General features: G+C 65.2%; 19 protein-coding genes. 12 read left to right on the top strand and 7 right to left on the bottom strand.

The annotated features are described in order from the left end of the window. Positions 1-173: 173 nt before the first annotated feature. Together C995_RS0101775 and C995_RS0101770 are read right to left on the bottom strand one after the other, a co-directional pair. Entirely contained in the window at positions 174-1,793 is a 1,620-nt protein-coding gene (locus C995_RS0101775; RefSeq protein WP_026278880.1) for a BCCT family transporter, read from the bottom strand. Positions 1,794-1,955: 162 nt separating this feature from the next. Continuing rightward, complete coding sequence (locus C995_RS0101770; RefSeq protein ID WP_018863294.1) at positions 1,956-3,161, bottom strand: hypothetical protein; 1,206 nt, start codon at positions 3,159-3,161, stop codon at positions 1,956-1,958. A gap of 420 nt (positions 3,162-3,581) precedes the next feature. Here C995_RS0101770 and C995_RS0101765 point away from each other — a divergent pair, with 420 nt between their 5' ends. From C995_RS0101765 to C995_RS0101725, 9 genes are all read left to right on the top strand, one after another. Continuing rightward, entirely contained in the window at positions 3,582-4,100 is a 519-nt protein-coding gene (locus C995_RS0101765; protein ID WP_018863293.1) for a MarR family winged helix-turn-helix transcriptional regulator, read from the top strand. Positions 4,101-4,126: 26 nt separating this feature from the next. After that, positions 4,127-4,534: a fibronectin type III domain-containing protein gene (locus C995_RS0101760; RefSeq protein WP_018863292.1), complete on the top strand. Its 408-nt coding sequence runs from the start codon at positions 4,127-4,129 to the stop codon at positions 4,532-4,534. A gap of 68 nt (positions 4,535-4,602) precedes the next feature. Then, a complete protein-coding gene (locus tag C995_RS0101755) occupies positions 4,603-5,844 on the top strand; it encodes a Zn-dependent hydrolase (protein ID WP_018863291.1) in 1,242 nt (413 codons plus the stop codon). A gap of 36 nt (positions 5,845-5,880) precedes the next feature. Next, entirely contained in the window at positions 5,881-6,624 is a 744-nt protein-coding gene (locus C995_RS0101750; protein ID WP_018863290.1) for a cysteine hydrolase family protein, read from the top strand. Next, entirely contained in the window at positions 6,621-8,087 is a 1,467-nt protein-coding gene (locus C995_RS0101745) for a sodium:solute symporter family protein (RefSeq protein ID WP_018863289.1), read from the top strand. The genes C995_RS0101750 and C995_RS0101745 overlap by 4 nt, the downstream gene beginning before the upstream one ends. Then, a complete protein-coding gene (locus C995_RS14455; RefSeq protein WP_018863288.1) occupies positions 8,084-8,206 on the top strand; it encodes a hypothetical protein in 123 nt (40 codons plus the stop codon). Before C995_RS0101745 ends, C995_RS14455 begins: the two co-directional genes overlap by 4 nt. Further along, the gene (locus C995_RS0101735; protein WP_018863287.1) at positions 8,194-9,276 is read left to right on the top strand and encodes an aspartate carbamoyltransferase; all 1,083 of its coding nucleotides are present in this window, start codon (positions 8,194-8,196) and stop codon (positions 9,274-9,276) included. Before C995_RS14455 ends, C995_RS0101735 begins: the two co-directional genes overlap by 13 nt. A gap of 95 nt (positions 9,277-9,371) precedes the next feature. Beyond that, positions 9,372-11,390, top strand: coding sequence for an asparagine synthase (glutamine-hydrolyzing) (gene asnB, locus C995_RS0101730; protein WP_018863286.1), 2,019 nt, complete (start codon positions 9,372-9,374; stop codon positions 11,388-11,390). Between the two features lie 387 nt (positions 11,391-11,777). Beyond that, on the top strand, positions 11,778-13,013 hold the full coding sequence (locus C995_RS0101725) for a YncE family protein (RefSeq protein ID WP_018649140.1): 1,236 nt from the start codon (positions 11,778-11,780) through the stop codon (positions 13,011-13,013). Between the two features lie 104 nt (positions 13,014-13,117). Here C995_RS0101725 and C995_RS0101720 read toward each other — a convergent pair whose 3' ends face one another. Together C995_RS0101720 and C995_RS0101715 are read right to left on the bottom strand one after the other, a co-directional pair. Beyond that, on the bottom strand, positions 13,118-14,818 hold the full coding sequence (locus tag C995_RS0101720; RefSeq protein WP_018649141.1) for an ATP-binding protein: 1,701 nt from the start codon (positions 14,816-14,818) through the stop codon (positions 13,118-13,120). 107 nt (positions 14,819-14,925) lie between these two features. Beyond that, a complete protein-coding gene (locus C995_RS0101715) occupies positions 14,926-15,882 on the bottom strand; it encodes a substrate-binding domain-containing protein (protein WP_018649142.1) in 957 nt (318 codons plus the stop codon). A 161-nt stretch (positions 15,883-16,043) separates the two neighbouring features. On the opposite strand from C995_RS0101715, the gene C995_RS0101710 reads away from it, so the two are divergent. The 3 genes from C995_RS0101710 to soxA all read left to right on the top strand — a co-directional run bounded on the left by C995_RS0101710 (position 16,044) and on the right by soxA (position 19,204). After that, positions 16,044-17,441, top strand: coding sequence for a sigma-54 dependent transcriptional regulator (locus C995_RS0101710; RefSeq protein WP_026278878.1), 1,398 nt, complete (start codon positions 16,044-16,046; stop codon positions 17,439-17,441). Positions 17,442-17,721: 280 nt separating this feature from the next. After that, positions 17,722-18,276, top strand: coding sequence for a sulfur oxidation c-type cytochrome SoxX (gene soxX, locus C995_RS0101705; RefSeq protein ID WP_018649144.1), 555 nt, complete (start codon positions 17,722-17,724; stop codon positions 18,274-18,276). Between the two features lie 22 nt (positions 18,277-18,298). After that, positions 18,299-19,204, top strand: a complete 906-nt coding sequence (soxA, locus tag C995_RS0101700) for a sulfur oxidation c-type cytochrome SoxA (protein ID WP_018649145.1) — start codon at positions 18,299-18,301, stop codon at positions 19,202-19,204. A gap of 229 nt (positions 19,205-19,433) precedes the next feature. Here the strand turns inward: soxA and C995_RS0101695 are convergent, their stop codons facing one another. The 3 genes from C995_RS0101695 to C995_RS0101685 form a co-directional block, all read right to left on the bottom strand. Beyond that, positions 19,434-20,318: a carbohydrate kinase gene (locus C995_RS0101695; RefSeq protein ID WP_018863284.1), complete on the bottom strand. Its 885-nt coding sequence runs from the start codon at positions 20,316-20,318 to the stop codon at positions 19,434-19,436. Positions 20,319-20,352: 34 nt separating this feature from the next. Further along, positions 20,353-21,654, bottom strand: a complete 1,302-nt coding sequence (locus tag C995_RS0101690; RefSeq protein WP_018863283.1) for a diguanylate cyclase — start codon at positions 21,652-21,654, stop codon at positions 20,353-20,355. A gap of 79 nt (positions 21,655-21,733) precedes the next feature. After that, on the bottom strand, positions 21,734-22,606 hold the full coding sequence (locus tag C995_RS0101685; RefSeq protein WP_018863282.1) for an endonuclease/exonuclease/phosphatase family protein: 873 nt from the start codon (positions 22,604-22,606) through the stop codon (positions 21,734-21,736). Positions 22,607-22,610 lie beyond the last annotated feature (4 nt).

Here is a 22,610-nt window from a genome sequence, read left to right as displayed (position 1 = left end):
GGCCTGGTCGGCCCTTTGTTATCCGGACCGGGCGCATCAACTTCGGTTCCGCTTCGATTGCATTGCACCATCGGCAGAGGGTCGGTGCGTTCGCCCACGGAAAAACGCCCCGCCGGTTATGAACCGGCGGGGCGTGGATTACGCATTGCGGCGAAATCCGTCCAGGTGGAGCACTACCCGGCCGCCTCCTTCAGCCGGATCAGCTTGAGTTCGTGGAACAGCCCCATCATCAGGCTGACGCACATGAACAGCAGTACGATCACGAATGGCAGCCCGGTGCTGACGGCGCCGGCCTGCAGGGCCTGCAGCGCAGCCGCGCCGCCTACCGCCAGCAGTACGCCGGCGATCACGCCCTCGACCGTGGCCCAGAACAGACGCTGGGACTGTGGGGCGTCGGTCTTGCCGCCGGAGGTGATCGAGTCGATCACCAGCGAGCCGGAATCCGACGAGGTGATGAAGAACACCAGCACCAGGGTGATCGCCAGCAGCGAGGTGACCGTGGTCAGCGGCAGGTGCTCGAGCATCTGGAACAGCGCCAGCGAGGAGTCGCTGATGCCGTCGGCCAGCGCGCCAACCCCGTCGCGGGCCTGATCGAGGCCGGTCCCGCCAAAGGCACTCATCCAGATCACGGTCACGGCTGTCGGCACCAGTAGCACCGCGGTTACGAACTGGCGCACCGTGCGCCCGCGCGAGACCCGGGCGATGAACATGCCGACGAACGGCGACCAGGAGATCCACCAGGCCCAGAAGAAGATCGTCCACTCGTGGTAGAAGGTCTGGTCGTCACGGCCCACCGGGTTGCTGAGCGGCCACATGTACTGGGCGTAGGCGCTGAGCGTCATACCGGTATTGGAGAGGAAGGCGATAAACCCGCCGAACAGGGCCACGAACAGCAGCAGTATGGCCGCCAGCGTCAGGTTGACGTTGCTGAGTACGCGCACCCCTCCATGGATGCCGCGCATGATGGACAACAGGGCGACGACCGTGACACCAATGATGATCGCGACCTGGGTGTTCAGCCCGGCATCGATGCCGAACACCGTCTCGAGCCCCGAAGCGGCCTGCTGCGCCCCAAGCCCCAGGGAAGTTGCCAGGCCGAACAGCGTGGCCAGCACCGCCAGGGTGTCGATCACGTGCCCGACCGGGCCCCAGATCCGCTCGCCGAAGATCGGGTAGAACGCGGAGCGGATGGTCAGCGGCAGGCCCTTGTTGTAGGCAAAGAACGCGAGCGCCAGGCCCACTACGGCATAGATCGCCCACGGGTGCAGGCCCCAGTGATACATCGTCGCGCCCAGAGCCGCATGCTTCGACTCCTCGGTGCCGCCTTCGATGCCCAGAGGCGTCCCGAACCACTCGGTGAAGTAGCCCACCGGTTCGGCCACGGCCCAGAACATCAGGCCGATACCCATGCCGGCGGCGAACAGCATCGAGAACCAGGACAGCACGCCGAAGTCCGGCTTCGCATCCTGGCCACCAATCCGGATCCTTCCGATCGGCAGCAGGATTAGTGCCAGACAGAAAAGTACAAACAGGTTGCCTGCCGACAGGAACAGCCAGTCAAAGGTCTCGCCGATCCAGGCGCGCGTGGCGCCGAGGCCCTCGTCGGCCTGTTCCGGGAACAGCAGGGACAGGATCACGAACACGAGAATCAGCAGGGCGCTGACGGCGAATACCGGGTTGTGCAGATCAAGTCCCAGCGGGTTGATGTTCTGTTCACCGATCTCGTGATCGGTTTCGTAACGGGCCTCGAGTTCCTCGATCTCCCGTTTTGGATCTTGTGCGTTGTCGCTCACGCTCTCCTCCTTGGAAAACAAGTCCGGGACCCCGATTTCAGCCGGTCAATGCGTTTACGACTGCGGGTGGCCCCGGCTTCGTGAATGAATTGCTTTTCTGGGTCGTTTCGCAGCGTACGGGACAAGCGGGGTCAGATGGACCCCGCCGCGTCTCGGGCCGTGTCAGAAGTAGTACCCGAAGTTGATGTTGAAGCGAGCCTCCCAGTTGTCGTCGTCGTTCGCCCCGAGACGGTCCCCGAACGGATTGTCGCCCCCCCGGTTGCCGCCGACGAACTCGTTGCCGTTGGAATAGGCGAGGTCCGTATAGATGTACCAGTTGCCTCGGCCCCAGGCGGCCCCCAGCACCAGAAGGTCGCTGTTGTTGAAGTCGCTCTCGCTTTTCACCACGGAGCTGAATTCGGCATAGGGAATGACGTAGTCCAGCCAGCCGATATTCGGCGTCTCGTGGTAGTAGCTGAGTGATACGGCCGGGATCCAGCCCTCCGTGGCCACGGTGTTCGGGAAGTCGTACGCACCCATGTCGATCCGGCGATCCGTGACGCTGCCGTCGAGCAGCGTGTGCTCGTCCACGTCCATCTTGTAGTAGGTCAGCTGGCTGGCCAGTGTCCAGTTGCCCCAGCTGTTGACCATGTGGCCGGACACTGCGAAGTGGTCCCCGTCATCCTGAGGCCCGCGGCTTCGCAGCTCTCCGTACTGCGCCGAGAAGCCCACCTCGTGATCGGTATCCGGGATGCTGTAAATGCCGCGGACATTCACCTGATTGCGTTCTTCGTAACCGTCCCCGGTCTCGTTGACGACGTCATAGGAGTAGCGGGCGCTGTCTTCGGTATCACCCGAGAAGGACCCGGCATCGGAATAGAAATAGGCGAAATCCCAGGTCCAGGCGCCCATCGGCATCGTGTATTTGGCACCGAGGTTCATGTTGTCCGACAGGCCGAGGTAGTAGTGCTGGTCGAAGAACCAGCTCTGGGAGACACCCCAGGGTCCGGGACCGAAGGGCGCGCGGGTCACGCCGACCTCGAGCTGGCTCTCGTTGTCGAATTGATAGCCGACCCAGCCGGTATGCAGCATGTTGTAGCCCTCGTACCAGCGGTACTCGAGCTTCCCGAGCCAGGGGCCATTCTCGTAATCCAGATTGATGCGGGCGGTATCCAGGGTGAAATCGCCGCCCTTGCCCCATTCGCGGCGATCACCATCGGGGTAGTCACCCAGGATGTAGTTGGCTCGGAGGGCGCCACCGATGGTCAGGTTCCCGACCTGGATGCCTTCGTACTCGGCCGCCACGGACTGCGGACCCAGGATCAGGGCGAGCGCGATGGCCCCGGACAGTCCAGCCCCCAAGGGGCGATGCATGCGGTACTTGTTCATTCTTCGTTTCCTCCCTAAGGGTCCGTCAGGGAGGTCGCGCATTCGTCCGGGTGCCTGACCAATGCCCGCCGTCGAGAGAGTTGGGGTAAAGCCCTTGTCGTTCACGTCCCTCTGAATGGCGGCCCGCTCGTGGCTGGGGTTTGTCAACCCCCGGCGATGCCGACCCACCTGTCCCTGTCCCCTTTTGTGGTTATCGATATTCCGCCCCGGGCGCCCCCTGCGAACGCGCAATCGGCGCGGCGTTGAACCGCCGGCCCTGCCCGAAAGAGCTCTTGGCGGCGGGCAGGCGCGTCGCTTGGCGGTTCCACCTCAAGCTAGACGGTTGTACAGATGTTTTCCAATGGCGGGTTTCCCTGAACTTGCGCCGACAGTATTTTTGTACAAAACTATATGGCGAAAACCATACTGAGCCACACTGTGATGTCAGCCCTTTCTGCCCAGAACGAATCTCAGCGCACCGCCACGGAGGCGGAGCCGGATCTTTCGCGCTCCGTAATCCGTCAGCTGCGCGTGATCATCCGTGCCCTGCAGGGGCATTCGCGGGCGGTCGAGCGTGCCTGCGGGATCAGCGCCTCGCAGTTGTGGGCCCTGTGGGAACTGCAGCGCACGCCCGGGCTGAACGTCAGCGATCTTTCGCGGCGGCTGTCGGTGCATGCCTCGACCACCTCGAACTTGCTGGACAAGCTGGAGTACAGCGGGCTGGTCGAGCGCCGCCGGCCCGAGAAGGACCAGCGCATCGTGCGGCTGTATGTCACGGCCAAGGGCGAAGAGCTTCTGGCCAATGCGCCGGCGGCCCCCCAGGGCGAGCTGAACCGAGCCCTGCAGGCCCTCCCGCCCGAGCGCCTGGCGGAGCTGGACGGGGGGCTCACCCTCCTGGTCGAGGCCATGAATACCACCGAGCCTCGTGCTGGCCTGCAGCCGTTCGAGGTGAAAACCTGAGCGGCGTGACCGCCGGGAAACGCGCCATGCGCCCTATCCTGCCTGCCAGCCTCCTGCTCCTCCTTCTTCTGCTGCCGCTGACTGCTCTCGCCGAACCTCGCTTTGACGATCCGCCCACGGATTCGCGCGATGGCGGCTTCACCCTGGAATGGAACGCCGAGGGGGCCGTCGAACTCGAACGGGCAAGCGGACCGGACTTCGATGACGCCCGCGTGATCTATCGTGGCGGAGATACCAGCAGCGTGATCAGCGGCCTGCCGGATGGCGAGTACCGGTTCCGTCTGCGAGCCGAGGGTGCGGACGACTGGGCCGACGAGGCCCGTGTTGAAGTGGCGCACCACAGCCTGGCCCGAGCGTTTGGTTTCTTTGCGCTGGGAGGCGCCGTCTTCCTGGTCCTGATCGTCGCCATCCTGCGCGGCCGACCGCGCGACTGAATTCACCTGCCCCGTCCGTCGATCCGCGTGCACCGCGACCGGGGCCGGTGGCCCCACCGGAGAACACGATGCACGAGCTCAAGATCAACATGCAGCGCCTTCAGCAGGACATCAACGAACTGGGGCAGATCGGTCGCGATGCCGATCGGGGGCTGCACCGCCGTGCCTTCAGCGAGGGCGATCGCGCCGGACGCGAGTGGTTTCGCAGCCGGCTCGAGGCCGCAGGACTGGATGTCTGGCAGGACGGTGCCGCCAACCTTCATGGCCGGCTCGACTACGACGGCAAGCGCCCGGTGGTTGCCATGGGTTCGCATCTCGATACCGTCCCCGGCGGCGGCCCACTGGATGGTGCCCTGGGCGTACTGATCGGGCTGGAGGTGCTGCGCACGGCCAAGGAACACGAAGTCGACCTGCAGTATCCCCTGGAGGTCATCGACTTCACCGACGAGGAGGGCCGTTTCGGCGGCATGTTCGGCTCGCAGGCGATGGCCGGCAAGCTGACCCCTGAAAGCATCAGTCATGCCCGGGATCTCGAGGGCATCACACTGGTCGAGGCGATGGCGGACTGGGGGCTTGATGCCGACGATGCACTGAACGCCCGTCGCGATCCGCACACGTTGCATGCCTTCATCGAGACCCATATCGAGCAGGGCCCGGTACTGGATCGCCGCGGCCTGAGCGTGGGGGTGGTCGAGGCCATTACCGGGCTGTTCAAGTGGGAGGTACGCCTGAAGGGGCAGCCGAACCATGCGGGCACCACGCCGATGGACATGCGCATCGACGCCTTCCAGGGGCTGGCCGAGTTTGGCGGCGAGATCAATCGCCTGCTGGAGGAGCACGGCAGCCCGAACTCGCGCGCCACAATTGGCCGTGTGGAGCTTTCGCCGGGTGCGGCGAATACGGTACCGGGCGCGGCAACGTTCTCCTTCGAGGTGCGCGACACCGACGAGAAGGTGCTGACCGCACTGGCCCACGCGGCCCGGCGTACCTTGTCGAGTCTCGCGCGCCGCCGCGATCTGATGTTCGAGTTCGATGTGCTCTCCGAGATCGACCCGGTGCGCTGCGATCCAGGGGTCGTGCAGACCATCGAGATGACGGCGGAGCGCATGGGCCTGGAATACCTGACCATGCCGAGCGGGGCTGCGCACGACACGCAGAGCATGAGCGCGATCACGCGCACGGGCATGATTTTTGTGCCGAGCCTGCAGGGTCGTAGCCATTCCGCGGCGGAATGGACAAACTGGGAGGACATCGAGACCGGCGCCAACCTGACGCTGCAAAGCGTCCTGGCCCTGGCCGCCCGTTCGTGACCGTCTACCATCACCGCGATCCAAGGACAGCCCGGTATGGCCAATAACGACAACGTCTCCCAGATCACCGACTACGACGCCCTGGATCCGCTGCGCGAGCAGTACCAGGAGAGCCTGATCACGACCCCGGTCCTGCGCCAGGAGCTGCGCGAGCATCACGTCGCCCTGCTGTGTATCGACCTGCAGTACCTGGACGCCGCGCGCGGCCACGGCGTGTTTGCCGACTCGGTGCAGTCGGGGGTCCCGCCCGAGGCACAGGAGTACTACTTCAACCGCCTGGAGCAGACGGTGCTCCCGAACGTGCGTCGGCTGCAGGATGCGTTTCGCGAGCAGGGCCTGGAGGTGATCCACACACGCATCCGTTCGCTGACCCACGACGGCCGCGACCGCAGCCCGGGGCACAAGCGTCTGGGGCTGCATGCCGCGCCCGGCTCCAAGGACGCGGAGTTCGTCGAGCAGGTGGCGCCGGTGGGCGACGAGATTGTGCTGGACAAGACCGCCAGCGGGGTCTTCAACTCGACCAACCTGCACTACATCCTGCGCAACCTGAACATATCGGCCCTGTTCATCGTCGGCGTCTATTCCAACGAGTGCGTATCCACGGCGGTGCGCGATGCCTGTGATCTGGGCTTCTATGTCACGCTGATGGACGACGCCACCGCGACGGTGACCCCGGAGATGCAGAAGGCGACGATCACCACCATCAAGGACCGCTACGCCCGCGTGATGACCACCGACGAGGCGATCCGCGAGATCAAGAAGGTGAAGGAGGCCTCGTGACCGGCCTCGACGCCCCGATCCTCCCGACCTCCATCGCCTGGGGGCTGCTGATTGCGTTCAGCATCCTCTGGGTGTTGCTCGGCTGGTGGCTGGGTCGTCGCAACCGAACCGCCGAGGACCACATGCTGGCCGGGCGCAACGTGGGGCTGGCGCTGGCCACCGCGACCGCGATGGCCACCTGGGTCACCGCCAATACCACGATGACCGCCCCGCAGCTGGCGCTGCAGCTGGGCGTCTGGGGCATGCTCGGCTACTCGATGGGGGCGCTGGGCCTGATCCTGTTCGCGCCGCTGGCGCGGCGCATCCGCGAGCTGATGCCGGGCGGGTTCACCTCCGGGGACTTTATCCGGCTGCGGTTTGGCACCTTTACCTGGCGGGTATTCCTGGTGGTCTCGCTGATCTATGCCTTTGGCTGGCTGGTCTCGATGGCCATGGCCGGTGGCGTACTGATCAATGCCCTCGCCGGGATCGACTATCGCGTGGGCATGAGCGTGATCCTGACGGTCTGCGTGATCTATACCCTGCTGGGCGGTCTGCGCGCTGTCATCGGGACCGACTTCATCCAGACCATCATCATCATCGCCGGTGCGGCGTTCATCGCCTGGCTGACCATCGACCGGGTCGGCTTCGAGGCGATCCACTTCAACCTGATGGAAGAGCGCCCGGAACTGCTGAGCCTGCTGTTCCCGGCCGCGATCATGTTCCTGTTCAATAACCTGCTGTTCGGGGTCGGCGAGATCTTCCACTCCAACGTCTGGTGGTCGCGCGCGTTCGCCTTCGGCCGCAACGTCGGCTTTCGTGCCTACCTGCTGGGCGGATTGCTGTGGCTGCCGATCCCGATCGTCGCCGGCTTCGTCGCCCTGGCCACGCCGGCGCTGGGCATCAACGTGCCCGCCGCGGACATGGTCGGGCCGCTGGTCGCGGCCGAGGTGCTCGGCCTGACCGGCGCGATCGTGGTCTTCATCGTGGTCTTCGCCGCACTGGCCTCGAGCCTCGATTCGCTGCTGGCGGCGACCTCGGACCTGGTCACCCGCGACATCTACCGCGGTCACATCCGTCCGCAGGCCAGCGAGCAGAGCCAGTTCCGTGCGACCAAGGTGATCGTCGTGCTCCTGGGGCTGCTGACCTGGCTGGCCGCGAGCTATCGCGGCGAGTTGCCGATCATCGGCTCGCTGGCCGAGCTGTTGTACTTCACCGGTGCGTTCGTGGCATCCGCGATCTGGCCAATCGTCGCCGGGCTGTACTGGCGGCGGGCGAACCCTCATGGCGCGGCCTGGTCGATGATATTGGGGTCGGGCATCGGACTGGCCAGCTATTTCCTGATCGGCTTTTATGTCGCGGCACTGGTGGGCGCGGCCGTCTCCCTGGCCGTGATGGTGCTGAGTACCTGGCTGGCGCCCCGGTCGTTTGACTGGGATCGTCTGTCCCGCGATGCCTCGACCGAGGAGGTCCCGACCGCATGATGATCTCGAGTACCGCCTTGTCAGTGATTGTCGTGGTTGCCACGCTGGTGGCCAGCCTGACCCCGATCCTGCTGCTGGCCCTGTTTATTCGCGACTGGAAAAAAGGATGCCTCTGGTGAACTACACCGAAGATCCCCTGCACGTGCTCCACCCGAAAGACGGCGCCGCCGGTACCGATCGGCCGAAGGCCTTGCTGGCTGCGGTAGAAGAGGATCCGGACCCGCTGCTGAAGCTGGCGGCCGCGCATGTCGTCTCCAGTCAGCAGTTCTCGCGCGAGGAGCTGCTGCAACTCTTTCGTCTGGCGGCGCAATACGAGACGACACCGGCACTCATGCACCTGCCCCTGGCGGGCAAGATCCTGATCAGCGCGTTCTACGAGCCGTCCACGCGCACCCGGCTCTCGTTCGAGAGCGCCTGGCACCGCCTCGGCGGGGCGGTGATGTCGATCACCGACCCCAAGAGCACCGGCATCGCCAAGGGCGAGTCGCTGGCGGACATCGCCGAGATGTTCAACAACTACGGCGATGTTCTGGTGCTGCGCTCCTCCGATGGCGAGGCGGCGCACAACATGCTGGAGAACCTGCGGATCCCGCTGGTCAACGCCGGCAACGGGATCGACGAGCACCCGACCCAGGCGCTGGCGGACGTCTACACCCTGGCCAAGTGGCGCCCGGAGCTGTTCACCGGCCCGGTGGCGCCGGAGGACCGCATCAAGGTCGGTATCATCGGGGTGCCCTCGCGCATGCGCACGGTGCGTTCGCTGCTGCGCCTGCTAAGCCTGTTCCCGGAGGCCATCGAAGAGGTCGTGATCATCTCGCGCGAGGACGAGAACTTTGACCCGGGTCAGCGCGAGGAGTTGGAAGAGGCCGGCCTGAAGCTGCGCGTGGTGCACGAACTGGACCCGCTGCTGCCGGAGCTGGACGTCGTCTACATCAACGCCATTGCCTGGGTGGGGGATACGTTCGAGTCCATGGGCGAGGGCCTGAAGCTGGATCGCAACTCCCCGCTCAAGAAGGGCGCGGTCATCCTGCACCCGCTGGCACGCGGTGACGAGCTGTCCACGGACCTCGACGACACCCCGCACAACTGGTACTTCGCCCAGGCCCGCGGGGCGGTGTTCGTGCGCATGGCGCTGCTGACCAGCGTGGTGCGTCGCATCAGCCAGGTCATGGATACGCCGGAAGGCTGAGCCCGGGCTGCAACTGAACCGCGAGCGGCGCGGCGCGTCGGGTTCGCCCGGGCTGCGCCCCGCTCGCCGAGAACGAATAACCAAGGAGACATGCCATGTGTGGCATCGCCGGAATCTTCAACGCCGACCCGAACCGGAAGGTCGACCCGCAAACCCTGGTCAACATGGCCGCGATCCAGTACCACCGTGGCCCCGATGGCTTCGGCTACAAGACGCTGGATGATCGCGGGGTGGGCTTCTCGCACGCCCGGCTGTCGATCATCGACCTGGACGAGAACCGCGGCCGCCAGCCGTTCTCCATGCCCGACGGGTCGATCATGACCGCGGTTAACGGCGAGCTGTACGACTACAAGCGCATCCGTACCGACCTGACCTCGCGCGGGGTGAAGTTCCGCACCAAGAGCGACTCCGAGATGGTCATGCACCTGTACCAGCGCGAGGGCCTGGAGGACGCGCTCAGGCACTTCCGCGGCGAGTTCGCGATCTCGTTGTATGACCGCGAGCATGACCGCCTGATCCTGATCCGCGATCGCTTCGGCATCAAGCCGCTGTACTTCACCGAGGCCAACGGCAGCTTCGTGTTCGGCTCCGAGCTGAAGGTGCTGTTCGCCAACCCCGACGTCCCGCGCCAGTTCGCCGACGACGGCCTGTACCACCAGCTGATGCAGACCATGGTCCCGGGCACCACCGCCTTCGAGGGCATCCAGCAGGTGAAGCCCGGCCACATGGTCATTGTCGAACGCGCCCATGGCAGGCTGAAGGTGCGCCAGGAAAAGTACTGGGACATGGACTTCCCGCTGGCCTCCGAGCGCCCGCCCGAGGAAGACACCGACGAGAACTACTGGATCGAGGGGGTGCGCGAACAGCTGATGGAGGCCGTCCAGCTGCGCCTGGAGGCCGACGTGCCGGTCGCCTGCTACCTCTCCGGCGGGATCGACTCCTGCATCACCCTGGGCCTGGCCTCGGCCAGCCAGCAGTCGCCGGTCAAGGCCTTCACCATCGGCTTCGACAACGACGACTACGACGAGACCGCGATCGCCCGCGAGATGGCCGAGAGCGTCGGTGCCGACCAGGACATCCTGCGGCTGGATGCCGACCACCTCTACGACAACTTCGAAGAGGCCCTGTGGCACGCCGAGCGCACCATCTACAACACGCTGGGGGTGGCCAAGCTGCTGATGAGCCGCCACGTGAACGAGGCGGGCTACAAGGTGGTGGTCACCGGCGAGGGCTCGGACGAGCTGTTCGGTGGCTACCCGGCGTTTCGCCGCGACATGTTCCTGCACGGACTGGACACCCTGCCGGAGGCCGACCGCGCCGCCTGGCAGCAGATGCTGAACGAGTCCAACGAGCTGTTCTCCGGCGCGATGCTGGCCGAGGACGAGGTCGATGACCCCGAGTTCACGAAGATGATGGGCTTTACCCCGTCCTGTCTGCAGCCCTGGCTGGCGGCAGCCGAGCACGTGCCCGGCCTGCTGGCGCCGGAGCGCCGCGAGCGCATGCAGGGCTATCAGCCCGGCAAGGCGATCGCCAACGCCCTGGACGACGACATGCTGGACGGACGCCATCCGCTGGACAAGGCCCAGTATGTCTGGATCAAGACCATGCTGGAGGGGCAGATCCTGACCTGGGGTGGCGACCGCATGGACATGGCCAACTCCATGGAGGCGCGCCCGCCGTTTCTCGACCACCACCTGGCCGAATTCTGTACCCAACTGCCCCCCACGATGCGTATCAAGGGCCGCACGGAGAAATACGTGCTGCGCGAATCGATGAAGGGCCTGCTGCCGAAGGTGCTCTACGAGCGCGAGAAGTTCGCGTTCATGGCCCCGCCGGCGCATACCGACCCGGTCAAGTGGGCGGCGATGAAGGCCCTGGCCGATCGCTACCTGTCGCTGGAGAAGGTGGCCGAGGCCGGCCTGCTGGATCCCGAGGGCGTGCGTCGCGTGTTCGAGCTGCACGAGGACGAGACCACCCCGGCGGCCACCCAGGTCCAGCTGGATGCGGTGATCAACCACATGATCGGGGTGCAGGTGCTGCACGAGAAGTTCGTCGCCACCGATATCCCGGCGCTGGCCCGCCAGAAGGCCGACGAGTTCGGCTGGCGCCCGTAAGCTGACGGTTCGGCCACGAGCGCGCAGCCGTCCGTGTGCAGGCCCTCTCCCTGTGAGGGCCCAGCGGAGATCGGGGCGCAACCAGTCCCGTATGGTCAGGCACCAGACCGGGCTCCCTCTTCTCAGAAGATCATGAGCCGGGCCCGGTTCCCCGGGTTCCGCCATCGTGCTCTGGGTGTGTATAAGCGACCCTGCCCATCAGCAGCACAGGCGAGCCCGATGGGGCAATATGCCCCATCGGGATTGATTGGGGTGTGGCAAAACGCCCCTTTCCTATCAGTAACTTGTTGATTTATATTAAGTCCATCTGGTTGGTGTGGATTCTGCATCGGTCTGGACGAAGCGAAAGGCTTCGATTGTCCAAGTACCGATGGAGGTACGCATACTATGAGCAACCAATCCTGCAAACCGCTCTTTCCCGGGATGCTGGTCGGAGCCATCGCTCTGGCCATAGCGCCCTTTTCGACTGCACAGGCCGACCCCGTCTGGCCGGATGTGATGATTCACCTCCACGGGGACGGCGAGGCCAATATCGTCGACATCGAGACCGACCGTGTTGCGGCGAAGCTGGAGACCTGTCCCGGCGGCACTCTGGGCAGCACCACGCCGGATGCCAGCAAGGTCTATGTCAGCTGTGCCGGTGAAGGCGAAACCGATGTGGTGGTCATCGACCTGAACGAGCTTGAGGTCAGCGGGCGCATCGCGACCGGGAATCGTCCCAAGCATGGTCTGGTCAGTCCGGATGGCCGCATGGTTGGCGTCGACCACTGGGCGCTGAGCGATGGCAAGCTGCGCATCACCTTCCTGGATACGGAGAGTGACGAGATCAAGAAGAAGCTGGACATCGAGGTTCAGGGTGAACCCGATGGCGTGACCTCCATGCATAACGCGTGGAGTGCAGGCAGCCGCTACTTCTTCACGGTGGACCGTGTCGACAACCGGATGGTGATCGTGGACACGCAGGACTGGAGCACCGACAAGGTGGACTCGCCCAGCGCACCGCATTATCCGGTCCCGAGCCCGAACGGGGAGGAACTCTGGCTCGTTCACGAGGGCGATGACGAGCACGGGCCCGGTGTCGTGATCTTCGATCTCACCCAGGACGGTTATCCGGAGCTTACCCGGCTGTCAATGCCGCTGACAGGCGAGGAAGTCGAGGAGGCGCACCACGGCAACTTCACCCAGGACGGCAGCCTGTTCATGGTCCTGAACCGCGGCCCGGGCGGGGACGCCAGGGGGCGCGAGGTGGCGTTCTTCGACGCGGAAAGCAAGGAGCTCGTCCACCGGGTGACCACCGCGAGCAATGGCGTGGGACATTCCTACAATAGCCCCGATGGCCGTCACGTTGTTGTGACCAACTACGGCAACAATGTGATCACCGTCATTGACCTCGAGGAGATGCGCACGGTGGCGGACCTGACCATTGGGGAAGGGCGCATGGGACATGTCGCCTTCACCGAAGACGGTCGCTACGGCTATGTCTCCAACGCGGGGGACGGCAATCTTCACAAGGTCGATATGGAGACCTTTGAAGTGGTCCGCGAGATCGAGACGGGGGGTCGCTCGGGTGGCGGCCAGGTCCTGAATGTCTGGACTAACGTCTTCGAGGAGCTGCCTCGGTAGCGCCCGGCTCCCGCAGCCTGCGCAAGAATGGGGTGCCGGAAAGGCCTTTCCGGCACCCCTTCTTTTCCCGCGTCTTCGGCCGCCGAGGAATCGCTGAACGTGGCTCAGGCGTCGATCATCGGGTGTGGCCCCTGTTGCGTACCCCGTTCCTGGCGCAGAGGCAGCCGAATCCGCACCTGTCCTCCGGGTCCCGGACCGAGTTCGATATCCCCATTGTGCGCGCGGACCACCCGCAGCACGCTGGCCAGCCCCAGGCCCGTTCCACCCTGCTTCGTGGTGAAGAACGGCTCGAACACCTGCTCGCGTTCGTTACTGGCGAACCCGGGGCCGTCGTCTAGGACCTCGATCCGGCAATCGTCGGGCGTTTCTGCGATCCGCACGCGAATGGAGCCTTCCGGCGACGCCTGGGCGGCGTTGTCAATGAGGTTGTCCAGCATTTGCTCGGTCAAGACCGGATCCAGTTCCACGGTTGTCTGGGCACCAACCGCCTCGGGCTCGAGGTCAATGGGGATCTGCCAGCGTCGGGCCTGGCGCGTCACGATCCCTGCGACCAGGGCATGCAGGTCGACCTGCTGGAGCCGGGGGGTGACGGGCCGCCCGTATTCCAGCAGTTCCTGGACCGTGCGCGAGCAGCGTTCGGTGTGATGGTCAATCATGTCGACCATTTCGCGCTGTTGCTCGCTCAGCGTACCGTCGCGCTGCAGGGTCGCCGTTACACTGCTGATCACGGTCAGTGGGTTGTTGATGTCGTGCGCCACCCGGGCGGCCACTCGTCCGATCGCGGAAAGCTGCTCCTGATGCTGCATGCGGCGCTCAACGTCGCGCAGACGAGCCAGGTCCTGAGACATCTCGTTGAAGGCTTGCACCAGGCGGGAGAACTCGCCGGAGCGCCGTGGCAACGGTGCCTGATAGCCAAACTCCCCGCGGGCGATGCGCCCCAGATGCTCGACAAGTGCCCCGACCGGGCGCAGCTGGATACGCAGTACCACCACCAGCGCAAAGGCCAGCAGGACGGCAGCTATCGCCAGGGTGATCGTGAGCAGGGTCTTGACCTCGTCGAGCGCGCGCGCAACCGTATCCGGCGCCCGGACGTCCAGGGCTGCTTGCGAGGGATCCGGATCGCCGGTCAGTTCGATCCGCCGGGTATCGGACCCCACCGAAGTACCAGCGGCACGATCGATGCGTGCCGAGTGCGTTTCGCGCAGGGAGGTCACCAGTTCCTCAAGCGGGGTGGCCGTTACCAGCCAGGCGATATCCACGTTATTGTGTTCGATCGGGGCCTGGGCGACGAGCCAGAATGCGCCTTCCTCGAACACCACGGAGGCACCCGCGCCGTCGGCATGTGGAACGAAGGCCGTGGAGTCGGAGGGGCGGCTGGACGCGATCTCGCGCTTGTCGCTCGCCGCCCAGAGGGCTACGCGCTTGAGCTCGAATGCATCGGCCTGCCGGCTTACTGCTGCCGCCGGGTGATGCCGTTCACCTTCCAGATAGAGGTGATAGTAGGTGCTGTTGATCAGGTCGGCGTCTCGGGCCAACAGTCCGGTCAGGCTGGATAGGCGCCGGAGTTCTTCCTGGATGCGTCCATCGACTTGATCCGCCAGTCGGTCAAGCCGTTCCTGGTGCAGGTCATCAAACTGGCGGCTCACGACCTGATCAATGCCCAGGAACAGGGCGCTGTGGATGATCGCGGTGACCGTAATGACCCCCAGGATCACGCGGATCAGCAGCGATCGCCGGCGTGTGGGCCGGCCGCCTTTGCCGCCAGTGATCATCGACCATCGGCCGCGAATGACGCCTTCCGCCATAGTCAGTCCTCACCGCCCGGGTGCTTGCCGGGCAGGCCCTGCGTTGTCTGAATCTCGTATTGCGTCACCAGGCGGCTCGCTCACTGACGCAAGCTTGACTCATGGAGTCAGATCGGTTGCGGAAGGCGATACCCAGCCTCTTGTGCGGATACCGGAATCAGCCTGCGGGCGACGACGGACTGCCCGGCAGGGCTGTACAGGTAGTCGAAGAACGGGCGCATCACCGCTTCCTGCCACCGATCCGACACTACCGCCAGCGGCCCATACAGGGGGTAGTCGCCAGCCTGAACTGCGGCCGCGGACGGGTCCACACCATCGATTTTCAGGCTGCGGAGTTCCCCGCGCTCGACGCGATCGGCCGCGAACACCCAGCTCACCACCGCGATCGAGGACTCGAAGCGCGCCAGGGTGTCGGTCAGGTGCTCGTCGGTGTCGATACTCATGCCACGGGGGGACCACTGCTGTGCGTTATCGAACAGAACGTCACGAACCGGCTCGCGGTAGTCCGGACAGTGATCGCGGTAGAGAACCGCGATTGGGCGGTCCGGCCCGCCCACTTCCGACCAGCGTCGAATGCGGCCCCCCATGATCGCCTTCAAGTCATCCATCGATAGCCCGTCGATCCCGACTTTGGGGTGCGTTACCACGACCTTCAGGTCCCGGGCGACCAGCAAGTGGAAGAAATCGCGAGCCCTTGTCTCTTCCACCGGGCAGCAGAGCCCGCCCAGGTGGGCCGTACGGTGCTGAACCGCCCCGATGCCATCATCGCATCCGCCGCCGTAGACCACGAACGGACGACCGGTGTCGTCGCGATAGTGCTCGGCCAGTTCGCGGAACGCGCCGTAGGTCAGGAGATGGGTACCCTGGTAGACCAGCTCGCGATCCGTGCGATGATCGACAGGCTGGGGCGCGCCCTGCGAGCCGGCGCAATTGCATCCGCCCTGAGCCAGTCCGGCCTGCCAGTCGGCGGTTTCGGGACTCAGCGCGCGCGCGATGCCATGTCCCAGCAGCGGCCCGAGTACGGCTACGGCAGCCGCATTGCGGATGAACACGCGACGATTCATGCATAGACTCTTTTCAAGCTTGGACTTTTGTTCTACACCGTTTCCCAGTCGCACGTCCAACCCAACCCGGAACCCCGATGCCTGAATCCCCGCCCAATCTTTTCAAGGAATCAACGTCCGCAGCGCCCATCCATCATGGGGATACGGACCGGCCGATCCGGGTGCTGGTACTCGAGGACGAGCCCGATGTAGCCCGCATGCTGAGCTGGGCGATCAAGGACAGCGGGCGCTACGAGGTGACGCTGAACAGCGATGCGTCTGATCTCGAGGACTCGCTGGCGGAGGTGGAGCCGGATCTGGTCCTGACCGATCTCATGATGCCGGGTCGCGATGGCTTCGACGTGATCCAGACCGTCAAGGAGCGCGACCCCGACCTCCCGGTGGTCGTTATCAGTGCCTATGCCAGCCTGGAAAACGCGGTCGAAGCCGTGCGCATGGGTGCCTTCGACTTTCTCCCGAAACCGTTTCGGCCCGAGAACATCGAGCTGATGCTGGCAAAGGTGCAGCGCACCCATGACTTGCGACTGCGTGCTGACCGCGCCACCCGCTCGGCCCAGTCCTGCGACCCCTGCCTGAGTGCGTTGCGCGGTTCCAGCCCGATCATGCAGCGCTTGCGCGAATGGATCCTCAAAGTCCGCGACACCCAGGCCAATGTCGTGATTGAAGGCGAGAGCGGGACCGGCAAGGAACTCGTGGCGCAGGCGTTACATGCAGGTCGCGGGCCCTTCGTCGCGATTAATGTGGCCGCGATTCCCCAGGACCTGGCCGAGGCAGAGTTGTTTGGCTATCGACGCGGCGCATTCACCGGGGCCGACCGCGATCATCCGGGGTTGCTGGTCGAGGCCTCCGGCGGCGTACTGTTCCTCGACGAAATCAACGCCATGCCCCTGGGCCTTCAGGCCAAGCTGTTACGGACCCTCCAGAACCGCAGCGTGCGTGCGCTCGGCTGCACCGAGGATCGCCCACTGGATTTCCGGCTGGTTACCGCCACCAACCAGCCGCTGGAACAGGCGGTCGAGGAGGGCACCTTCCGGCGCGACCTGTTCCACCGGATCAATGTCCTCGGCGTGCAGCTGCCGCCACTGCGGGATCGCACGGAAGACATCCCCGAGCTGGCCGAGAGCTTCGTGCAGCGCTATGCCCGCACCCACGGACGACCGGTAGTGCGGCGCCTTGCCCCGGAGGCCATCAGCGCCCTGCTCGGCTATGAGTGGCCGGGCAATGTCCGGGAACTGGAGAACTTCATCGAACAGGCCGTGATCCTGTGCCCCGACGGGCTGACCAGCCTGCCGCTGGGCGTGTTTCCCGATGCCATTGGCGGCGGGGGCTGGCGGGCCGGCGCGGAGCCCGGTCTGCCCGACCCCGGCGATACGGGTGCAACGCTGGCCGCCGTCGAGCGCCGCTACATCGAGGCGGTGCTCCGCGAGACCGGCAACAACAAGGCCCAAGCCGCCCGGGTGCTGGGCATCGACTACAAGACCCTGCTGCGCAAGCTCGCCGCGTGGAAGGACGATCCGCGTGGCGTTTCCCCGAAGGACCCGTTCGAACCACCGCTCTGAGATTGTGCGGACCCGGGCTTTCGGGTCTGGAATCTCTTGCGTATGTGATGGGTGGGCCACCGTACGGATGGCGCCCCGCCTATGGGGCATTTTGCCCCAGGCGCCCACCATGGGCACGGGCTAAACGCCCCGAATGCCGTCCGCGCTTTCCTCTTCCGACCGCATTCTCACTGGATTTCGTTGATTGGCACGCGCCCTGCAATGGGGACGCTGGGCCGGGCGCCGCGTCCGTGCGTCATGCGGGCCCAGACGAAACCAAAAACAACAGGAGAAACCCACCATGATGAGGAGCGCGCTGTTTCTGGCCGGCAGTCTGACAATGCTGGCCGTGCCATTCGCCGTAGCCGATTCGCCAGACTCGATTGCGGGACTTCCGGGCAATGCACTGATCGATGAGGGCTTTGACGTAAAAACGGCCTGGCCCTACCCGACCGAAAACGCCGGGACCTATGAACTGCGGGAGCACGGGCGTGATCTGCGCCAGTGGCTGACCCTCAGCTATGACGATCACCGCGGTGTGCCGGAGCCGACCGAGGTCGAGTTCGAGGGCCCGGTGGACGGAGATTCGGAGCGTGGCGAGGAGATCTTCAAGACGACCGCCGAGGGCAACTGCGTAGCCTGCCATCACGTTGAAGGCGTCGCTCAGACCGGGTCGGTCGGACCGTCATTGGCGGATTACGCCGCCCGCGGCCTGCCTGACGAGTATACCTACCAGATGCTCTACGACGCGCGCGTTTTCTTCGAGGGAACGCTGATGCCGCCGTTCGGTGCCTTCAAGAACCTCACCGAACAGGAAATCCATGACGTGATGGCGTTTATGGCCACCCTCAAGTAATCCGGCATCGGAGGAACTCAGAATGAAACAAAAACAGATTGCGGTCGTTAGTGCAGCGGCGCTGACCCTCGCCCTCTCCGGGGCATGGATCGTTCAGGCTATCGCCGACGAAACCGTATACCGCGAATACCAGCCCATGCTGGACTATGGCGATGAGCCGCATGTGTCGGACGATCACACCGGGACCTACACGTACTGGAAGGACCGCGGGGCAGTTGATCCCGACATGGTCTCGTCCGAAAGCGAGCAGTGGAAGACCAACTGGAAATTCATGGATCCGCCGTTTGACCAGTCCTTCCACGGAGGGCATCTGGCCGAAGACCGTGGTGCCGACCTGTTCGCGGAACTCAACGGCAACGGCGACTTCGCAGCCTGTCTCGGAGCAGAGGACGGCGACCTCACCGGCCTGCGGGCCAACCATTACCCGCAGTTCAACGAAGAACTGGACCGGATCATGAACCTCGAGATGATGATCGAGCACTGCGCCGCCGAGCAGGGCAAGACGCTCAAGCATGGCAGCTACGACAATTCCGCGATCTCGGTTTATGTCTCGACCTACAGCAACGACATGCCCATTCGTATCGACGTCAGCGAAGGCGAGCTCAAGGAGGCCTACGAGCGAGGTCAGGAGCGCTTTCATCTACGCACCGGACGGATGAACATGGCGTGTGCAAGCTGCCATACGACAACAGCCGGTGAGCGTCTACGCGGGCAGGCGCTGACCACCCACTACGGTGATGCCTCCCACTGGCCCACCTACCGCACCAAGGATGAACTGCAATCCCTTCAGGTGCGTTTCACCGAGTGCAATCGCAATTCGGGAACGCAGCCCCTGGAGCTGGGGGCCGACGCCTACAACGACATCGAGGTCTTCCTGAACGCACTCAGCAACGGCTACGAGGTCGCCGTACCCAGCGCGCGCGACTGAACAAACCTCCTCGCAGGGAAGCCAGACCCCCTCACACGGGTCTTTATTTCGGGCCAGCCATCGTGCTGGCCCTTTTCTTTGCTGGCTGAAAGGCCATTTTATATGTGCCCGGCTACGCGAGGCGTGGGAGGGCTCAAGCCCCGTCACTTGCATTCCCGGCAACCGTCGATATGGGCTGGCGGTTCAGCCAACGGCCACCTCGAAAGAGGTTGCCAGGCCTTGTCCGCGCTCAATCCCAGCGGCTGCGGGCGTCCTGGTAAAAGCCGGGGTCGTCGCTGGTGGCGCCCTGCAGGGTGCAGACCGCCGCCGCGAACGCCAGCGCGCGTTCGAGGGTGGTCGGCCAGCCCCAGTCCTGTCGCATGCCGAGCAGGACGACACTGGCAAAGGCATCGCCGGCCCCGACCGCATCGCGTAGCTCGGGTAACGGCGGGGCCGGGGCGGCAAAGCGCTCGCCGTTGATGGTACGGATGCTCGCCCCGCCGGCCCCGGCGGTGACGACCAGGGCCTGACGGATGCCCGCCTGCTCGAGCAGGGCGGTCTCCGCCTCGTCGTCCGCAGCCCCGGGGACCAGGGTGGCCAGCTCGTCCTGGTTCAGCTTCACCACGTCGGCGTCCCGTATCAGGTCCAGCGTCGTGTCTCGCGTATACCAGGGGTCGCGCAGGTTCACGTCCACGAAGCGGTGCCCGGCGCGTTCGCGCAGGCGTGCCAGCAGGTCGTGATTCCCCCGGCGCAGGGCCAGTGTGCCGTGGTAGAGCAGTGGCGTGGAGGCGGGCAGCGCATCGGCCCAGGCTGCGGGTACGTCGTCGTAGGCCTGGTCTGGCACGATGGTGTAGCTGGGCTCGCCGTGGGCGAGTTCGACCCGGACCTCGCCGGTTGGGGCCGCGGGGTGTCGGTACAGCCCGCGGGTGTCCATGCCGATCGCCTCCATGCGGGCCTGCACCGCGGCGCCCGCTGGGTCGTTGCCTATGCCGCCGACGAAACAGACCGGCTCCCCGAGCTGATGCAGGTTCCAGGCGACATTGAACGGCGCTCCGCCCAGGACGCGCTGTCCATCGGGAAAGACATCGAACAGGACCTCGCCAAAGATCAGCTGGGGGGATGGCTCGGCAATCACAACGGCCTCCTATCAGGGAAATTCTCCCGGGGGATCAGGAAGGGTGTGGCTCGCGGTCGGCCCGCTCCACGCGATCGCGCCCGAGCTTCTTCGCCTGTAGCAGGGCGTGATCCGCGGCGTCGAAGATGGCCGCGGTGGACTGTCCGGCCGCGATCGGGGACATGCCCGCCGAGATCGTCACGCGCAGCCGCGTCTGGCCGGCGCGCACGATCAGCCGATCCACGGCCTCGCGGATCGAATCGGCGCGCCGCTGACAGGTGTCCGGGTCCGAGGTGAGGATCATCACGAACTCCTCGCCCCCGTAGCGGGCGACAAAATCCTCGCTGCGCACGCCCTCGGCGAGGATCTCCGCAACCGCCTTCAGGACCTTGTCCCCGGCGCTGTGGCCGTATGCGTCGTTGATTGCCTTGAAGCGGTCGATGTCCCAGACCAGCAGGCAGGCCGGTTGCTCCGGCCCCAGATCCTCGCGCAGTCCGTCCAGATAGTGCTCGAACGCACTGCGGTTGGGCAGCCCGGTCAGATTGTCGCGGTAGGCCTCGGCCCGCGCCTGATCCAGTCTCTTGCGCAGCGCATGGACCTGCGACTCCAGCGTACGACCCTTCGCCCGCAGCAGGCGGTTGCGTTCCAGGGCCTCGAGCAGGTCGTTCTCTTGCTGGTTGCGAAAGGTCGCCACATGTTCGACGACCCGATCCAGGCCCCGGGTAATCTCCTGGCGCAGGGTGCCGATGTCCTCGTGGTCATCCATGCGGCCTTTCATGGCCCGAACGTCGTCCGAGATGCCGTCGTGCAGGGTGGCAACCGAGGCGCGCGCCCGTTCGCTGCGCGCCTCGTCTTCCGACAGGGCCGAGTCGACATCCTCCAGGCGATGCCAGATCTCTCCCACGACCTCGGAGAGTTCCTCGCGCTCGTGCATGGCGCGCTCGCACTTGTCGTGCAGCACCAGGAAGAGCTGCGAGAGCGTTCGTTCAATCTCGGAGCGATCGCGCCGCTCCGCAGCGCGGTGCAGGTCCTCCAGGCCGGGATCGAGGAAATCGAATCCGTTGAGTCCGCGGCGCACGACCTCCAGCATCGTGGTCGTCAGATCCTCGTGCTGATCCGAGCTGCGTACGGCGTCGGCCAGCTGGACACCGAGCCGATCCATCCTGGCGGAGTCGGGCGGGCGGGCCTCCACCGCACGGGACAGATCCTGAACCGCGCCCTCCAGGGTGGGCACGCGGGCCCCGACCACCGCCAGTGCCCGCAGCGCCACACGTCTCAGTGCGTCCTGCTGGGCCTGTTCGCGCTCGAGGCGCCGCTCGAGGTCGATGATGGTCCTGCGCATCTCGCTGGCGGACATGGGGCTCCCGGAAGGGCGTTGACGTGTGGGCGTGCGGCTCATTTAACCGCGTCCGCGACGCGGATGCCAGCCAAGGGGATCAGGCCGTGTGACGGGTACCGTGCAGCGACTGGGCGGCGGGGAGCTCGATCTCGATGCCGACCGGGAGGTGGTCGGACAGCGCCACGTTGTAGACCCGCATGTCGCTCACATGCAGGTCCGGGGTCAGCAGGATGTGGTCGAACACGAGCCGCGGATCCCAGGACGGGTAGGTCGCCGGGCAACTCATCGGCTCCATCAGTCCGGTACGGGCAACCAGGCGGCGGATCTCGAGGCTGTCCTGCTGGCAGTTGAGGTCCCCCATGACCACGGCGTGGCGTTCCGACTGGATCCGCTCGGCGACATAGTCCAGCTGGGCCTGGCGAGCACGCCGGCCCAGGGCCAGATGCAGCAGGAACAGCACCAGCTCCTCGCCGTTATCCATCGCGTAGCGGGCCTCGATGGCCCCGCGGCCCGGCAGTGGCCCGGGAAGCCGGTGCATTTCCACCTTTTCGGGTTCGAGGCGGGTGAACAGGGCGAGCGAGTGCTTGGCAAACTGGCCCAGATTGCGGTTGATCCGGTTGTAGGTGTGCGGGAAGCGAGCCTTCTCCGACAGGTAGGACGCCAGGTCGACGAAGCTGGAGCGCAGGCTCCCACCGTCGAGCTCCTGCACGCCGACGATGTCGAAATCCGCGATGAACCGCGCCACGCGGTCCAGATTGCCGATGCGGCCCTTGTAGGGCAGCACATGCTTCCAGGAGTTGGTGACGTAATGGTGCAGGCGGGAAGACGGGATCCCGACTTGCGCGTTAAAACTGAGCAGGCGCAAGCGCTGCGCACCCTGGTCGTGCTGGTAGGTCAGTCCGCGGGCCTCGGTCGAGGCCGGTTGCGCGCGGACCGGTTCGGCACTCTTGCCGCTGGCCGTGGCCGTCATACTG

Origin of the sequence: Thioalkalivibrio sp. ARh3, from assembly GCF_000377265.1 — a bacterium.
Lineage (GTDB): Bacteria > Pseudomonadota > Gammaproteobacteria > Ectothiorhodospirales > Ectothiorhodospiraceae > Thioalkalivibrio > Thioalkalivibrio thiocyanoxidans.
Note: the sequence above shows the minus strand (reverse complement) of the source record. Positions and strands in the feature narration are given on the sequence as shown.

Excerpts from the sequence above, each read along its gene's own strand:
- C995_RS0101770 (WP_018863294.1), bottom strand. The coding sequence starts at position 3,161 with ATGAACAAGTACCGCATGCATCGCCCCTTGGGGGCTGGACTGTCCGGG.
- C995_RS0101765 (WP_018863293.1), top strand. The coding sequence starts at position 3,582 with ATGTCAGCCCTTTCTGCCCAGAACGAATCTCAGCGCACCGCCACGGAG.
- C995_RS0101760 (WP_018863292.1), top strand. The coding sequence starts at position 4,127 with ATGCGCCCTATCCTGCCTGCCAGCCTCCTGCTCCTCCTTCTTCTGCTG.
- C995_RS0101755 (WP_018863291.1), top strand. The coding sequence starts at position 4,603 with ATGCACGAGCTCAAGATCAACATGCAGCGCCTTCAGCAGGACATCAAC.
- C995_RS0101750 (WP_018863290.1), top strand. The coding sequence starts at position 5,881 with ATGGCCAATAACGACAACGTCTCCCAGATCACCGACTACGACGCCCTG.
- C995_RS14455 (WP_018863288.1), top strand. The coding sequence starts at position 8,084 with ATGATGATCTCGAGTACCGCCTTGTCAGTGATTGTCGTGGTTGCCACG.
- C995_RS0101735 (WP_018863287.1), top strand. The coding sequence starts at position 8,194 with ATGCCTCTGGTGAACTACACCGAAGATCCCCTGCACGTGCTCCACCCG.
- asnB (WP_018863286.1), top strand. The coding sequence starts at position 9,372 with ATGTGTGGCATCGCCGGAATCTTCAACGCCGACCCGAACCGGAAGGTC.
- C995_RS0101725 (WP_018649140.1), top strand. The coding sequence starts at position 11,778 with ATGAGCAACCAATCCTGCAAACCGCTCTTTCCCGGGATGCTGGTCGGA.
- C995_RS0101720 (WP_018649141.1), bottom strand. The coding sequence starts at position 14,818 with ATGGCGGAAGGCGTCATTCGCGGCCGATGGTCGATGATCACTGGCGGC.
- C995_RS0101715 (WP_018649142.1), bottom strand. The coding sequence starts at position 15,882 with ATGAATCGTCGCGTGTTCATCCGCAATGCGGCTGCCGTAGCCGTACTC.
- soxX (WP_018649144.1), top strand. The coding sequence starts at position 17,722 with ATGATGAGGAGCGCGCTGTTTCTGGCCGGCAGTCTGACAATGCTGGCC.
- soxA (WP_018649145.1), top strand. The coding sequence starts at position 18,299 with ATGAAACAAAAACAGATTGCGGTCGTTAGTGCAGCGGCGCTGACCCTC.
- C995_RS0101690 (WP_018863283.1), bottom strand. The coding sequence starts at position 21,654 with ATGTCCGCCAGCGAGATGCGCAGGACCATCATCGACCTCGAGCGGCGC.
- C995_RS0101685 (WP_018863282.1), bottom strand. The coding sequence starts at position 22,606 with ATGACGGCCACGGCCAGCGGCAAGAGTGCCGAACCGGTCCGCGCGCAA.